This is a genomic window from Arthrobacter sp. MW3 TE3886, from assembly GCF_041262145.1.
Taxonomy (GTDB): domain Bacteria; phylum Actinomycetota; class Actinomycetes; order Actinomycetales; family Micrococcaceae; genus Arthrobacter.
Genome location: NZ_JBGCAN010000001.1, coordinates 3,988,871 through 4,003,930 on the forward strand (window position 1 = coordinate 3,988,871; position 15,060 = coordinate 4,003,930).

12 protein-coding genes and 1 pseudogene are annotated in these 15,060 nt (G+C 68.5%); 6 read left to right on the forward strand and 7 right to left on the reverse strand.

Annotation, left to right across the window (positions count from 1 at the left end):
* Window positions 1–111: 111 nt before the first annotated feature.
* Window positions 112–858, reverse strand: a complete 747-nt coding sequence (locus tag ABH915_RS18160; protein ID WP_370123969.1) for a sirohydrochlorin chelatase — start codon at window positions 856–858, stop codon at window positions 112–114.
* A 61-nt stretch (window positions 859–919) separates the two neighbouring features.
* Here ABH915_RS18160 and ABH915_RS18165 point away from each other — a divergent pair, with 61 nt between their 5' ends.
* Together ABH915_RS18165 and ABH915_RS18170 are read left to right on the forward strand one after the other, a co-directional pair.
* On the forward strand, window positions 920–1,585 hold the full coding sequence (locus ABH915_RS18165; protein ID WP_370123971.1) for a trimeric intracellular cation channel family protein: 666 nt from the start codon (window positions 920–922) through the stop codon (window positions 1,583–1,585).
* 20 nt (window positions 1,586–1,605) lie between these two features.
* Window positions 1,606–2,040, forward strand: coding sequence for a hypothetical protein (locus ABH915_RS18170; protein WP_370123973.1), 435 nt, complete (start codon window positions 1,606–1,608; stop codon window positions 2,038–2,040).
* Between the two features lie 131 nt (window positions 2,041–2,171).
* On the opposite strand, the pseudogene ABH915_RS18175 reads toward ABH915_RS18170, so the two are convergent.
* The 4 genes and pseudogenes from ABH915_RS18175 to ABH915_RS18190 form a co-directional block, all read right to left on the reverse strand.
* Window positions 2,172–3,009: pseudogene (locus ABH915_RS18175) on the reverse strand (DUF559 domain-containing protein).
* 505 nt (window positions 3,010–3,514) lie between these two features.
* Window positions 3,515–4,615: a polyprenyl synthetase family protein gene (locus tag ABH915_RS18180; RefSeq protein WP_018775147.1), complete on the reverse strand. Its 1,101-nt coding sequence runs from the start codon at window positions 4,613–4,615 to the stop codon at window positions 3,515–3,517.
* A gap of 9 nt (window positions 4,616–4,624) precedes the next feature.
* Window positions 4,625–6,004, reverse strand: coding sequence for a geranylgeranyl reductase family protein (locus tag ABH915_RS18185; protein WP_370123976.1), 1,380 nt, complete (start codon window positions 6,002–6,004; stop codon window positions 4,625–4,627).
* A 12-nt stretch (window positions 6,005–6,016) separates the two neighbouring features.
* A complete protein-coding gene (locus ABH915_RS18190) occupies window positions 6,017–6,808 on the reverse strand; it encodes a demethylmenaquinone methyltransferase (RefSeq protein WP_370123979.1) in 792 nt (263 codons plus the stop codon).
* A gap of 153 nt (window positions 6,809–6,961) precedes the next feature.
* Here ABH915_RS18190 and ABH915_RS18195 point away from each other — a divergent pair, with 153 nt between their 5' ends.
* The 4 genes from ABH915_RS18195 (at window position 6,962) to ABH915_RS18210 (ending at window position 11,443) form a co-directional block, all read left to right on the forward strand.
* Window positions 6,962–8,440 (forward strand): isochorismate synthase MenF, encoded by a 1,479-nt coding sequence (locus ABH915_RS18195; RefSeq protein WP_370123982.1) that lies wholly within the window; start codon window positions 6,962–6,964, stop codon window positions 8,438–8,440.
* A 266-nt stretch (window positions 8,441–8,706) separates the two neighbouring features.
* Complete coding sequence (locus ABH915_RS18200; protein WP_370123985.1) at window positions 8,707–9,660, forward strand: ABC transporter substrate-binding protein; 954 nt, start codon at window positions 8,707–8,709, stop codon at window positions 9,658–9,660.
* Window positions 9,661–9,698: 38 nt separating this feature from the next.
* Window positions 9,699–10,670, forward strand: a complete 972-nt coding sequence (locus ABH915_RS18205; RefSeq protein WP_370123987.1) for an amino acid ABC transporter permease — start codon at window positions 9,699–9,701, stop codon at window positions 10,668–10,670.
* Window positions 10,667–11,443: an amino acid ABC transporter ATP-binding protein gene (locus ABH915_RS18210; RefSeq protein WP_370123991.1), complete on the forward strand. Its 777-nt coding sequence runs from the start codon at window positions 10,667–10,669 to the stop codon at window positions 11,441–11,443. Before ABH915_RS18205 ends, ABH915_RS18210 begins: the two co-directional genes overlap by 4 nt.
* Window positions 11,444–11,524: 81 nt before the next feature.
* Here ABH915_RS18210 and menD read toward each other — a convergent pair whose 3' ends face one another.
* Together menD and argS are read right to left on the reverse strand one after the other, a co-directional pair.
* Window positions 11,525–13,258, reverse strand: a complete 1,734-nt coding sequence (gene menD, locus ABH915_RS18215; RefSeq protein WP_370123994.1) for a 2-succinyl-5-enolpyruvyl-6-hydroxy-3-cyclohexene-1-carboxylic-acid synthase — start codon at window positions 13,256–13,258, stop codon at window positions 11,525–11,527.
* Window positions 13,255–15,048 carry an arginine--tRNA ligase gene (argS, locus tag ABH915_RS18220; RefSeq protein ID WP_370123997.1) on the reverse strand — a complete coding sequence of 598 codons (1,794 nt, stop codon included), beginning with the start codon at window positions 15,046–15,048 and terminating at the stop codon, window positions 13,255–13,257. The genes menD and argS overlap by 4 nt, the downstream gene beginning before the upstream one ends.
* Window positions 15,049–15,060: the final 12 nt, after the last annotated feature.

Sequence of the window (15,060 nt, forward strand, 5' to 3'; positions counted from 1 at the left end):
CGTAATCCCGTCACAAAGGGTCAGAAACGGGGAGTCACCTAGGGCAACATTTCGTCACGAACCGCCGGAAACCCTTGAAGTCGCCCACCGGCTGTGCATCTGCGCGGACCGTCAGGGCAGGGGTTGCGATGACCCGGCCAGCGCCGCGTCGAAGCGTTCCAGGGCAATTTCGGCGAGGACAGGCGAGGGCAGCAACGGCGCCGTCACCAGGTCCGCGCCGGCCTTGGCCAGTTGGTCGTGGAAGAAGCCGGGCGCCAGAAGATACGAGGCGATGACCACCCGTCCGCCAAGGTCCACCGCTCCTGCCGATTCCCCCGCACCGGCACCGCCGGCGGCCTCCTCGCGGAGCATGGCGACGGCGTCGGGAACCGAGGGTTTGGCGGAGGCGCCGTAGGCGGCCACGATCCGGTTGGAACGCAGGGCGCGGAGCTGTTCCGTGAGTTCCTCAACACTCTGTGCGGCTCCGGGATCGGAGGAACCGGCGGCGGCGAGGACCACGGCGTCGTTGTCCGTTACCCCGGCCTCGCGCAACCGCTGGTCCAGCAGCGCTGCGAGCCGCGGATCCGGCCCGAGCGGCGCCGCGGCCAGGGAGGTGGGCCGGCTCTTCACGGCGCGGGCGATGTCCACCTTGACGTGGTACCCGACGCTGAGCAGCAGCGGAACCACGACGGCGGTCTCCCCCGTCGGGAGCCCCGCTACGACGGCCGGCAGGTCCGGGTTTTGCACGTCGACGTAGGCCTCGCGGACGTCCAGTCCGGGACGGAGCCCGGCGATGCCGTCCCGGAGCGCGTTGACCTCCGCGGCCCCCTGCGGGCTCGACGTGCCGTGGGCGCAGGCGATCAGGATGGGGGTATTCATAGCCGTTAGCGTAACCTTGGAGCCGCCCTATCCGCCCCCTTGCAATCGACCGGGACGCTTCATGACCTTCTCCTTCAGCCTTGTCCTGGTCTGGCTTGACCTCGCCGGCGTGTTCTTCTTTGCGGTCTCCGGCTCGCTGCTCGCGGCGCGGAAGCAGTTCGACATCATCGGCTCGCTGCTCCTGGCCTCGGTGGTGAGCCTGGGCGGCGGCGTCATCCGCGACATCATCATCAACGCAGGCCCGCCCGCCGCGTTCACCAACCCGGCGTATCTGGCGCCGCCCCTGTTTGCCACGGTGCTGGTGTATTTCCTGTTCTCCAGCGTCCAGCGCTTCACGTCGCTGCTGGTCCTGTTCGACGCCGGCGGGCTGGCCCTGTTCTGCATCACCGGCACACTGAAGGCCCTGGCCGCGGGGATGAATCCTGTGGCTGCCGTCCTGCTGGGTGTCACGACGGCGGTAGGTGGCGGCCTGCTGCGGGATATCACCGCCAACGAGGTGCCGCAGCTCTTCGACCCCAAGGATCTGTACGCACTGCCGGCGTTCGCCGGGTCGGCGTCGACCGTGATCCTGTCCCTCACGGGGACCTTCACCGCGGTGACCGCGTGCGCCGTCGCCGGGATTGTCTTCGCCTTCCGGGTCACGGCCTGGCGGCGCCACTGGTACGTTCCGCTGGCGGTGCGCGGCTGGCACCGGCTGGGCCTGGACACCGCGGAAAACGACCGCTGAGGATTAGCTAGGATAAGACCATGACTGACATGTTCCTCGAGAAATTCCGCGCGCTTGTCCCGAAGTATCTCGAAGACGAATGGCAGGAAGAAGATGGCCTCCCGGCCGAGGAGCTCGATGCCGCCCTCGCCGAACACCAATTCCAGGTCCCGCTGGTCCTGCGCGAGTTCTACCTGGCCGTCGGCGGCTGCGAGGACATCATGGAGGCCTACCACTACTTCTGGGACCCCGAAGAGCTCGAAGTAGATGATGAGGGTTTCCTCATGTTCCTCGAGGACGAGGAAGAGCAGTTCACCTGGGGCTTCCGCGTCGGGGACCTCAGCATCCCGGATCCCATCGTGTACCGCCGCAACAACGCCCGCGGCCAGTGGAAGAGCGAGGAAGGGACCTTCTCCGAATTCGTCTTCGACATGTTCGAGTGGGCCTTCAACGACGAGGACGAGGACGAGGACTAGGCCTTCACGGCTACCCCCCCTGCCGGGCCCGGCGGTCCGGGGGCACTTTGACACGGACACGCCGTCGTCCGGCCCGGGGATCCCCGGCTCAGGCACCAATGTAGCCCCGGACGGCCGCCGAGACCTGCCCGTCACGGCCTGAAAGCCCCACTGCGCCACAACTCCAGCACCGCCAGCACCTCCGCAACCATCCGCTCCGGGTGATGGACGACGTCGTCGTAACCGAACCTGAGCACCAGGTAGCCGCCGATGAGGCTTGCGTTGTTCCGCCGCCGGTCCTTCTTGACTTGCAGTGGCTCCAGGTGCGAGGCACCATCAGTCTCCACGACGATGCAGTCCTCGACGAGGAAGTCCACCTCCCCTACCCCGGCAATCTCCACATGTCGGCGCACGTGCAGCCCTGCCCTGCGGAAAGCGGTGTTGGCGAGGACTTCCAGCAGCGAATCGGCCCGGGCAATGACGAGGTCCAGCACCGATCTGGCGCGGCCGTTGCGGTTGCCCCCGAGCTTGCTGCGGAGGAAGGCCAGGCTGATGTCCCCCCGGGCCCACAGCACATTGGACCATGACAAGGGCCGCCAATTCAGGCAGACAATGGAGTGCATGGATCAGCACGTCCGCGAGTCCGGCCATGGGTAGCCACGGGTGCCGGACGTGCCTGCAGCTGCCGTGGGCCACGGTGCCGGGCGGTGCCGCCCGGTGCCCAAGAGACAAATGCATGGACTCGGCCGGCGCCAAAGTCCACAAGCCGTAGCCCGGAGCGGCCGAGAGGCACGTCAGCAACCCCTTCAGTTCGCGCGCCGCCCGGTAGGCGCCGGGATCCTGCGGAAGCCCATATTGCCCGCGGCGGATCCTCACCACGGTGCCCTGGGCCACGGCCTTGGCAAGTCGGTGGCGGCTGAATCCAGCTCGGCCAAGGTCCGCCGTAGCGGCCGTCCCTCCCCGTGAAGCAAGATAAGTGGCAACGTCCATTCCGCCAATGTGCCCTGTCGGGGATCTTTAGGGCCCGGCCCGGTTGTGCCATGTGGAAAACCTCGGACCGGACACCCCGTGCCGCTGCGGGGCACTTTGACGCCAACACGCCGAGAAAACAGCCTGGAACCAGTCCGCAGCACGGCAAAGTGGCCCCGCACGGCCGAAAGATACGCCGGCGGCCCCAGGTGCCCGGGGTTCCGCCAAGCTGCCGACGAAACCTGTGACAATCAAATTACAAAACCGCTGGACAGTATTACAAAGTTGTCATATGCTCTTTCTTGGGTTCACCAAATGCCTCCGGTGGATCTGATGCGAACGGAGAAATGGCCCCGGTTCGGCACAACGGAAGACTCGAACGTTGTGAGGAACCGGGGCCATTCCGTTTAAGCCGGAGGACCGGCTGCGCGGCGGGCCGGGCTTGGCCAGAAGGACCGGCCGGGGACGGCGCTGAAGGCTCAGCCGGAAGGCCGGCCGGTTTAAGCCGGAGGCCGGGGCGGGGGACCTAGCTGCTGCGGTCCACTACGGCGTGGGCAAAGCTGGTCAGCGAGGCCTTCACGACGCCTTCGGGCAACGGGGCAAGGGCGGCAATGGCCTCATCGGCCCAGGCGCGTGCCACCACCCAGGACTGTGCGGTGACGGGGTGTTCCCGGAGTCCGGCCACGGCGGCGGCCAGGGCCTCATCCGAGCTGAGGTCGCCGTCGATCAGCGTCAGCAGTTCGACGGCGGCCTGATCGCCGTCGCGGGCGGCGTTGCGCAGGAGCAGCACGGGCAGGGTGGGGACGCCTTCGCGCAGGTCGGTCCCCGGCGACTTGCCGGACTTGACCTTGATCCCGGTGACGTCGATGACGTCGTCGGCGAGCTGGAAGGCCACGCCCACCTTCTCGCCGTACTCAACCAGGATGGGCTCGTAGGCTTCGTCGGCGCCGGAGAAGATCGCGCCAAGCTGCCCGGAGGCGGCCACGAGCGAGCCGGTCTTGTCCGCGATGACGGAGAGGTAGTGCGCCAAAGGGTCCTCGTCCGGGCGCGGTCCCACGGTCTCGTGCAGCTGGCCCAGGCAGAGCCGTTCAAAGGTGCGGGCCTGGATGCCAAGCGCCCGGGACCCGAGCTCCGAGACCAGGATGGAGGCGCGCGCAAAGATGAGGTCGCCGGTCAGGACCGCGACGGAGTTGCCCCAAACCTCGTGGGCCGTCGGCGCCCCCCGGCGGAACGGCGCGGAGTCCATGACGTCATCGTGGTAGAGGGTGGCGAGGTGCGTCAGTTCGACGACGACGGCGGCCTGCACCACTGCGGGCAGGGAGGCGTCGCCGAGGTGGGCGCACAGCAGGGTCAGCAGCGGGCGGATGCGCTTGCCGCCGGCTTCCACGAGGTGACGCGACGTTGCGTCAGCCAGGGGATCGGAGTTGGCGATGGCTTCGCGCAGCTTCTTCTCGACGCGCGCCAGGTTGGTGGTGAGCGCGGGGCCCAGCTCGGGGTCGCCCGCAATGGCCGAGAAGCCTGCCGGCAGTTGGAGGCCGGTGGCGATCGCGGTGGTGTTGAGGCTGGGTTCAGCGCTCGGCAGGCCGTGTCCGGCGTGCGTCCAGCTTTGGTCTGCAGAGTTGGTCACGGGTTAACCCTAACTTTTTGTTGCGGAAACCGCGGAGTTGGTGCCGGAGCGCGGAACACTGTCCGAGGTGGGTGCGGCCTTGTTGGACGTTGCCTGATTGGACGTGGCGGGTACCAGGGACTCCAGAACCCGGATGACCCGGTCCTCGAAGCCCTTGGCGGCAGGATCGGTGAGGTTGGCCAGCATCCGCACCACGAAACGCATGAGCACGGGGACAGGCATGCCGGTCCGGAGGGCCAGTTTCATGACGGCCGGCTTGCCGATCAGGGCGGCGAACGCCCGGCCCAGCGTGAAGTGTGAGCCCCACTGCTGGCGGACGTAGTCGGCGTACCGGGCAAGGTGCGCGTCGGCGGCCCTGGCGGCCTCCGTCCCGGACCCCCAGCCGGCGGACGCGGACCGGGCAGCGGCGTCGGCGATGAATTCGGCCGCGAAGCGGGCGGACTCCATGGCGTAGGAGATGCCCTCGCCGTTGAACGGGGAGACCATGCCGCCGGCGTCGCCGAGGAGCAGCAGGCCCGGAGAATAGTGCGGGGTGCGGTTGAAGCCCATGGGCAGCGCGGCGCCGCGGATCTCGCCCACCTGGTTCTCCGGGGTGAAGCCCCAGTCGGCGGGCATGCCGGCGGTCCATTCGCGCAGCACCTGCTTGTAGTCCAGCTTGCCGAAGTCCTTCGAGGAGTTCAGGATGCCCAGGCCCACGTTGGAAGTGCCGTCGCCGACGCCGAACACCCAGCCGTAGCCGGGCAGGAGTTTGCCGTCGCGGCCGGGAAGCTCGAGCCAGCCTTCCATCCAGTCGTCCTCGTGCCGCGGCGAGGTGAAGTACGTCCGCACGGCCACGCCGAGCGGGCGGTCGTCGCGCTTGCCGATGCCCAGGGAGACGGCGGTGCGCGTCGAGTTCCCGTCGGCGGCGAGGACGACGTCGGCACTGAAGTCACGCGTCTCGCCGGTCTTGCGCCCGGAGTTGTCCAGCAGCGCGGCGCGCACGCCGGTGACCCGGCCGTCCTCGGAGCGCAGCGCCTCGGTGACGCTGTGGCGTTCGAGCACGACGGCGCCGGCGGACTGGGCATGCCGGGCGAGCTGTTCGTCGAAGCCGAGCCGGGTCCGGATCAGCCCGTACTGCGGGAAGTCGGCAACCTCCGGCCAGGGCAGTTCGATCGTGCGGCCGCCGGCAATCAGGCGCAGGCCCCTGTTCCGCCGCCAGCCGTCGGTTTCGGGGTGGGCGAGTCCCAGCTTCTGGATCTCGCGGACCGCACGCGGGGTGAGTCCGTCGCCGCAGACCTTCTCGCGGGGAAAGCTGGTTTTCTCCAGCACCGTGACATCAATGCCGGCTTTGGCAAGGTAGTAGGCGGCGGTGGATCCGGCCGGGCCCGCCCCGACGATCAGTACATTCACAGCAGGGATCGGCTATCGGCCGGGCCGGGTGATGTTGCGGCGCAGCTTGGCCACGGGTCCGGTGTGGGCGGCCAGCGCCGCAGCGCCGGCGGCAGGGCCGGCTGAGGGATCTGCCGGTTTCTGGGCCCGGTGCACGGCGACGATGCCGCCGCTGAGGTTGCGGTAGGTGACGGATTCCCAGCCAGCCTCCTGCAGCCAGGCCGCGAGGTGGTCCTGGTCCGGCCAGGCCCGGATGGACTCGGCGAGGTAGACGTAGGCGTCGGGGTTGGAGGAGACCTTGACGGCGATGGCCGGCAGGGCCCGCATGAGGTATTCGGTGTACATGGTGCGCCACAGGGGCACCACCGGCTGGGAGAACTCCGCGATGACCAACCGGCCGCCGGGCTTGGTGACCCGCAGCATCTCGGCCAGGGCCTTCTTCGGCTCGTTGACGTTGCGCAGGCCAAAGGAGATCGTGCTGGCGTCGAAGGTGTTGTCCGCGAATGGCAGGCGGGTGGCGTCCCCGGCGATGAAGTCGATGTCCGGGCGGCGGCGCTTGCCCACCTTGAGCATGCCAAGGGAGAAATCGCAGGCGATGACGTTGATGCCTGCGTCGGCGTACGGCTCGCTGGACGTGCCCGTGCCCGCGGCGAGGTCCAGGACGCGCTGGCCGGCCGATACGCCCATGGCCTCGACCACCACCTTGCGCCAACGCCGCGTCTGCCCCAAGGACAGGACATCGTTGACGACGTCGTATTTGGGGGCGACGTCGTCAAACATCGTGGCTACTTCGTCCGGACGCTTATCCAAGGATGCTCGGTTCACCCTGACATTGTCTCAAATGATCGGCGCTCCCACGAACGGACCGTCAATTGACGCGGCTTTCACCTGCGGCAACGGCCGCGGCACCCTCGTCCGGTCCCTGCGGACTCGTGTATATCCACCCAACGGGCGATCACGGGCTAGTGTTATGCCATCATGACGAGCACGTTCCGCACCTTGACAGTCACCCTCGATGCCGAAACTTTCCCCGGGGGCCTGCCGTCGTTTCTGGTCCGGGATGATGTCCTCTGCTGGACCCGCCGCGAGGCCGGGCTCGTGGGCTTCGGCGAGATCGCCCGATTCACCGCCACCGGCCCCGAGCGGTTCCTGGAGGCGGACATCTGGTGGCGCCACCAGGTCCTGGAGGCAGAGATCGAGGACCGTGTGGGCTGCCCCGGCACCGGCCCCGTCGCCTTCGGATCCTTCGCCTTCTCCAAGGCTTCCGCCCATGAATCCCGGCTGCTGGTCCCGGAAATCGCTGTGGGGCTCCGCGACGGCCAGGCCTGGCTGACCCAGCTCACGTTCGACGACGGCGAACTCACCGAAGCCGGCGCCCGCGCCGCCCTGGACCGCTGGCTTGGCAGCACGAGCACCAGCCCCGGCGCCAATCCCGGCGCCAGCGCCAACCCCCGCTCAAATCCCGGCGTCAGCGCCAACCCCGGTCCCGGCGCCAATCCCGGCGCCGCTGCCAGCGCCAATCCCGGGGCCCGAGTGACCGCTGTGGACGACCCGGTGCCTGCGGCCGCGCAGGCCGGTGGCGCCGTCGTACGCCCTTTGCCTTTGGCCGCAGGGGCCACGTTGCACACCGGCTCGCTGAGCGAGGAAGACTGGATGGCCGCCGTTGCCGCCGGGGTCGCTGAGATCCGGACCGGCGCCCTGGAGAAGCTGGTACTGGCCCGCGACGTCGTGGCCACCGTCCCCACCGGCGTCAAGGCCGCCGAGGTGCTCCGCGAGCTGTCCGCCCGGTACCGCGAATGCTGGACGTACGGTGTGGACGGGCTGGTCGGGGCCACACCGGAGATGCTGATCCAGGTGGAGGGCCGCACCGCGCAGGCCCGCGTCCTGGCCGGCACCCTGGACCGCCGCGACGCCGACGGCATGGACGGCTCCCCGCTGGAATTCGCCGAGCGCGTGCTGGCCGGCTCCGAGAAGCAGCGGCACGAACACGACATCGCGATCCAGTCCCTCACCACGCAGCTGGCCCCGTTTTCCGAGGCCATGAACGCGCACAGCGAGCCGTTCATCCTGGAACTGCCCAACGTGTGGCATCTGGCCTCGGACGTCAAGGCTGAACTGGCCGAAGTGGAAGGCCACGTCCCCACGTGCCTGGCTCTGATCAACGCGCTGCATCCGACCGCCGCGGTCTGCGGCACGCCCACCACCGTGGCCGGCGCACTGATCCGCAAACTCGAGCACCTGGACCGCGGGCCCTACGCCGGCCCGGTCGGCTGGCTCGACGCCGCCGGCAACGGCGAATGGGGCATCGCGCTGCGCGGCGCCGTCATCGAGTCCCCGAATACGGTCCGGCTGTACGCGGGCTGCGGCGTGGTGGACGGCTCCGTGCCCGAGACCGAGCTCGCCGAGACGTGGGCCAAGTTCCGCCCGATGCTGGAGTCCCTGGGCATCAGCAGCTAGCGTGCGGCGCCGGCGGTAGGTGCCGGCGGCTCGGCGCCGGCGGCGCCGGCGGACCTGGCGGTGCCCGCGGAGCTGGAGGCGCCGTCAGAGTTGGCAAATCGGTAGGATTCCGGGATTACAGACAGATCGGACTTTAGAGATGTTGCTTTTGGACCCGAATTTGTTATCCAATAGTGAAACAAAGTTTTCTGTGACGCACATCTCATGTTCGGCGCTACACTATAACCGGCCTCGTTACCATCCCTCCGGCAACAAAAGGTAAGAAAATGCAGACTTCCCGTTCGCTCCTGAGCAACTCCATGCTTAAGACGGCAGCCGTCCTGGCCGTCGGCGCCCTGGCCCTCTCGGCCTGCACCAACGCCTCCGAAACCGGCGGCCAGGGGGCAGCGTCGCCCTCCGGCAGTGCCGCGGCGGCCAGCTTTGACCCCAGCACGGTCCAGAAGGACGACGCCCTGGCGGCCATGGTGCCCGAGGCGATCAAGGCAAAGGGCACGCTGACCGTGGGCTCGGACACCTCCTACGCACCCGCGGAATTCCTCGGCACCGACGGCCAGACCCCCGTGGGCTACGACGTCGACATCGCCAAGGCGATCGGCGCGGCACTGGGCCTGAAGGTCCAGGTCCAGACGTCCGAATTCACCGGCATCCTTCCGGCCCTGGGCCCGAAGTACGACCTCGGCATCTCCTCGTTCACGATCAACCCGGAGCGGCTCGCCGCAGTGAACATGGTCAGCTACTTCAACGCAGGCACCGCCTGGGCCGTGCAGAAGGGCAACCCGAAGAAGGTCTCCCTGGATGACCTGTGCGGTAAGTCAATCGGCGTCCAGACCGGTACCGTCCAGGAAGATCCGGACCTCTCGGGCCGCAATAAGAAGTGCGTCGACGCGGGCAAGCAGCCCATCAACATCGTGACGCTCAAGACCCAGACGGATATCACCACCCGGCTGGTCAACGGCAGCATCGATGCGATGGCGGCCGACTCCCCCATCATCGGTTACGCGCTGACCCAGACCAGCGGCCAGCTCGAGAAGCTGGGCGATGTCTACGATTCCGCTCCCCAGGGCATCGCCGTCGCCAAGTCCGACACTGCGCTGGCCGACGTCGTCCAGAAGACCCTCACCAAGCTGATGCAAGACGGCTCCTACAAGAAGATTCTGGAAGGCTGGGGCAACGGCGACGGCGCCATCACCAAGTCCGAGGTCAACCCGGCGGTCGGCTAATGAGTATCCCCACAACCAATCAAAAATCAGGTGCACAGATGGACAGCCATCAGGACAGCCAGGCAGCACCGGTACTGAACAAGGCGGTGCCGGTGCGGCACCCCGGCCGCTGGATCAGCGCCATCATCATTCTCGGTGCATTGGCTCTCTTCCTGCAGAGCCTCGTCACGAATCCCAACTTCCGCTGGGACGTCGTAGGCGCCTACATCCTGGACGTCAAGGTCGTGCAGGGTGTCGTCTGGACTCTGGTCCTGACGGTTGCGTCCATGCTCCTGGCCATCATTCTGGCCGTCCTCCTGGCTTTCATGCGGCAATCCGAAAACCCTGTATTCCGCTATTCCAGCTGGACCTGGGTCTGGTTCTTCCGCGGCACCCCGGTCTACACCCAGTTGATTTTCTGGGGCCTGATCGCCGTTCTCTACCCCAAAATCAGCGCCGGCGTCCCGTTCGGGCCGGAGATGTTCAGCGTGGACACCAGCACGGTCGTCACCGCCACGGTGGCGGCGATCCTGGGCCTTGGCCTCAATGAATCCGCCTACCTCGCGGAAATCTTCCGGGCCGGGCTCAAGTCCGTGGACCAGGGCCAGATGGAAGCCGCCGAGGCTCTGGGCATGGGCAAGACCAAGATCATGTGGCGTATCATCCTGCCGCAGGCGATGCGAGTGATCGTGCCGCCCACCGGGAACGAAACCATCGGCATGCTCAAGACCACGTCGCTGGTCCTGGCCGTGCCCTTCACCTTGGACCTGACGTTTGCCACCAATGCCCTGGCGAACCGGACGTACCTGCCGGTTCCCCTGCTGATCGTGGCGGCCATCTGGTATCTCGTCATCACCAGCCTCCTGATGGTGGGCCAGCACTTCATCGAGGCCTACTACGGCAAGGGCGTGGACAACCGGGCCCCCGCCACGGTGAACCCCGCGGCGGCCAAGGCTGCAGCGGCCGTTGCCCCAAGCGCCGACGCCGAGCCGGCACTCAAGATGGACTTCCCCGAGGAGGAGGCGAAATGACGATCACCACTGAGAAACCGCTGGTACAGATCGAAGGCCTTCATAAGTACTACGGCCAGCACCACGTGCTGCGCGGGATTGACCTGAACGTCAACCAGGGCGAGGTGTCGGTGGTGATCGGCCCGTCCGGTTCGGGCAAGTCGACGATGCTCCGCTGCGTGAACCTGCTGGAGACCATTAGCGCCGGACGCATTTCCGTGGGCGGGGAGCTGATCGGCTACCGGGAGGTCAAGGGCAGGCTCCATGACCTGAAGGCCAAGGAAATCGCCGCCCAGCGCCGCGAGATCGGCATGGTGTTCCAGCGCTTCAACCTGTTCCCGCACAAGACGGCGCTGCAGAACATCATGGAAGCCCCGGTGCAGGTCAAGGGCCAGTCGAAGGCAGTGGCCCGGAAGCGGGCCCTGGAGTTGCTGGACCGCGTGGGACTCGGCGACCGCGCCGGCCACTACCCGAACCAGCTCTCCGGCGGCCAGCAGCAGCGCGTCGCGATTGCCCGTGCACTGGCCATGGATCCCGAACTCATGCTCTTCGATGAGCCCACCTCCGCGCTCGACCCGGAGCTCGTGGGCGATGTCCTGAACGTGATGAAGGACCTCGCCAAGTCGGGCATGACCATGATCGTGGTGACCCACGAGATCGGCTTTGCCCGGGAAGTCGGTGACCGCCTGACCTTCATGGACGGCGGCATCGTCGTGGAGTCGGGCGACCCGCGGGAGGTCCTGGCCAATCCCCAGCACCCCCGCACCAAGGAGTTCCTGAGCCGGGTGCTGTAATTCCGGTATTCCGCACCGAATAAGGACAGCCGCTACGTGGATCCACGTGGCGGCTGTCCTTTTTCGTAGCGGAAACGTGCGCTACGTCTGCGGCAGGCCCTCCACGGCCGTGGCCACCGCGGCCCGGATGGCGCGGTGCAGTTCCCCGAGCCGGTGCCGGTCCGTGCGCACCTCGATGATGCTGCGGCCCTCCGGCGGGCCGGACAGCGCCTCGGCGAGTTCCGCCGTCGTGCCGACCTGGCGGTGCGGGACACCGTATGCCGCAGCCAGGGCGGCGAGGTCCACGCGCTGCGGGGTGGCGAAGAGACGTTCGACGGCATCGCCGTAGCGCCCCGCCGCGGCGACTGTGCCGTGCTCCAGGAGCCCGAAGATGGCACCTCCGGCATCGTTGAGCACCACGATCCGAAGCTGCGGTTCGGCCTCCCCGGCCCCGAGCAGGAGTCCCCCGGCGTCGTGCAGGAACGTCACATCCCCCATGAACACGGTCGTTTCCTGGCCACCGCCAAGCGCGATCCCGGTGGCGGTGGACGTGGTGCCGTCGATCCCGGCCAGGCCCCGGTTGGCAAACATGGTGGCCTGGGGTTCCGCGGGCGGCGCCCCGGCGAGGTCGACGTCGCGGATCCCGTTCGAGGAGCCCAGGACCAGCTGACCGCGGGCGTGTTTCCAGACCTCGGCGCCCGCCGACGGGCCAGTCGCGGCCGGGGATGCGGCCAGGATCAGGTCCACGGCGTGTTGGGCGGCGGCTCCTGCGAGCAGCCAGGCATCGAGCCATGCGGCAGTTCCGCGGCCGGCGAAGTCCGCCAGGTCCGCCAGGGTTTCCAGCGGCAGTTCGGTGCGGCGGCCGGGTTCGTACCAGGCCACCGGAACGGGCTGGTACAGGGCCGACGGGACATCGGCGCGCTCCAGCAGCGCGCTCACCGGCCGGGAAAGCGTCGGCCGGCCGAAGAGGACCACACGTTCGACCGGCTGTGCCGCGTCCGCGCCGAAGTGCTCGATCAGCAGCCGGTAGGGCCCCACCGCGTTGGGGCCGAAGCGGGCGTTGGAAGACGGTTCGGCCAGCAGCGGCAGGCCGTGCGCGCGGGCGAAAGCCTCGGCGACCGGGCCGGCGTCGTGCCCGGCCAGCACCACGGTGCGCCGCTCCGGCAGCGCCGTCGACGCGGCCGGAAAGTCCAGGGCCAGGGGGTTCCGGGCGGCCCGGTAGATGCCGCGCCCTGCCGCCGCGGGCAGCCCGTCGCCCACGGCCGGGACCAGCGGGTCGCGGAAGGCAAGGTTGAGCTGCACCGGCCCGGGCGGGGCGTCCTCGAAGGCTCCGGTGGCGGCGCTGAGGGCCGTTTCGACGGCGCGCTGCGGATCGCTGCCCGCGGGCACGTCGACGGCGAAGCGGACGTGGTCGCCAAAGAGGTCCAACTGCACGGTGGTCTGGTTGGCGCCGGTTCCCCGGAGTTCCTCGGGCCGGTCGGCGGAGATGACCACGAGCGGCACCGCGGCGTGGTTGGCCTCCATGACGGCCGGGAGGAGGTTGCCGACGGCGGTCCCGGACGTGGTCAGGACGGCGGCGGGCGCACCGGCGGACAGGGCGAGGCCCAAGGCCGTGAAACCGGCGGACCGCTCGTCGATCCGGACCAGCAGCTCCACCCGTCCGGCGGCTTCGGCCTCGGCCAGGGCGTAGGCCATGGGCGCCGAGCGCGATCCCGGCGACACCACCACCTGGCGCACACCGGCGGCGAGCAGCGCGTCGACGGCGATGCGCGCGGCCTCCACCGCGGTCAGGCGGCCGGGGGCGGGCGAGGCGGCAGCGGAATCCGCCGGACTCACATGTTCTCCGGCGTTTCGATGCCCAGCAGCTCCAGGCCGCCGGAGAGGCGGCGCAGCGCCAGCGCGCACAGGGCCAGCCGCGAGTCACGGACCGATTCCTCGGCCTTGAGCACCGGGCACTGGTCGTAGAACGTGGTGAAAAGCTGCGCGAGCTCAAAGAGGTAGCCGCAGAGCCGGTGCGGCTCCAGCGCGTCCCGCACCTTGTTCAGCGTCGCGTCGAACTCCAGCAGGTGCAGGGCCAGCGCGCGTTCTGCGGGTTCGACGACGGCGATCGCCGTGGCGGGTCCGCCGGATGCTTCGGCTGCCGGAGTGCCCGCCGCCGGTGTGCCGCCGTCGCCGGTGATCTGTTCCAGTACCCCGGCTTTGCGCAGGATGGAGCGGATCCGGGCCGCAGCGTACTGCACGTAGGGTCCGGTGTTGCCGCTGAGGGCGAGCATGCGGTCGAAGTCGAAGACGTACTCGGTGTCGTGGCCGGTGGAGAGGTCGGCGTACTTGACGGCGCCGATGCCCACCTGGCGGGCGGTCACCGCGCGCTCCGCCTCGCTGAGCTCGGGCCGGCTCGCGTCAATGACGGCGCGGGCCCGGTCCACGGCCTCCTCGAGCAGGGCCATGAGCTTCACCGGGGCACCGGACCGGGACTTGAGGATCTTCCCGTCCTCGCCGAGCACGTTGCCGATCTGCACATGCACGGCCTCGACCGTCTCTGGCAGCCAGCCGGCGTCCCGGGCCGTGGCCATGACCATGCGCAGGTGGACGTTCTGCGGGGCACCCACGACGTAGAGGATCCGGTTGGCCTCCAGGTCGCGGACCCGGTAGCGGATGGTGGCGAGGTCCGTGGTGCCGTAGCCGTAGCCGCCGTCGGACTTGCGGATAATCAGCGGCAGCGGCTGCCCGTCGCGGCCGGTAAATCCTGCCGGGAAGGTGCACAGGGCGCCGTCGCTGATCCGGGCCAGGCCGCGCTCCTCGAGTTCCTGGCACAGCTGTGCCAGGTGCGCGTCGTAGGAGCTTTCGCCGGCGATGTGGTCATCGGTAAGGCTGATGCCGAGGGTGGAGTAGATGGCGTTGAAGTAGCGCTTGGACTGCGCGACCAGCCGCTGCCAGACGGCGAAGGTCTCCTGGTCGCCGCCCTGCAGGGCCACGACGCGGAGCCGGGCCCGGGTGGCGAAGCCGTCCTCGTCGGTGGCGGAGGCATCAAACTTGGCCCGGGCGGCCTGGTAGAAGGCGCTGGGGTCCTCCACCAGCAGCGCCGCCTCCGGGGAGTCCTCGCCGATCTCCAGCCAGTGCTCGATCAGCATCCCGAACGGGGTGCCCCAGTCACCGATGTGGTTCTGCCGGATCACGGTGTCGCCGAGGGCTTCGAGCACCTTGACGAGGCTGTCCCCCACCACGGTGGTGCGCAGGTGGCCGACGTGCATTTCCTTGGCGACGTTCGGGGAGGAGTAGTCGACGACGACGCGCTGCGGTGTCGCGGCGGGCGTGACGGCCGTGGCCGGGGACGCGGCCTGGACCGACTCTGCATTGAGCAGTTCCTCGATCCAGGTGCCGTCAAAGCTCAGGTTGATGAAGCCGGGCCCGGAGATTTCCACACTGGTGCAAATGCCGTCCAGGTTCAGGGCTTCCACGATCTTGGCAGCGGCGTCCCGGGGCGGCAGGCCGACCTTCTTGGCCAGGGCCATGGCGGCGTTGATCTGGATGTCCGCGAACTGGGAGGGCCTGACCACCGGGTCCGTCTGCCGGAACTCTTCGCCAAACGCGGTGGCAATTGCAGCCTGGACTCTGGGGACAACCAATTCGGCCGGATT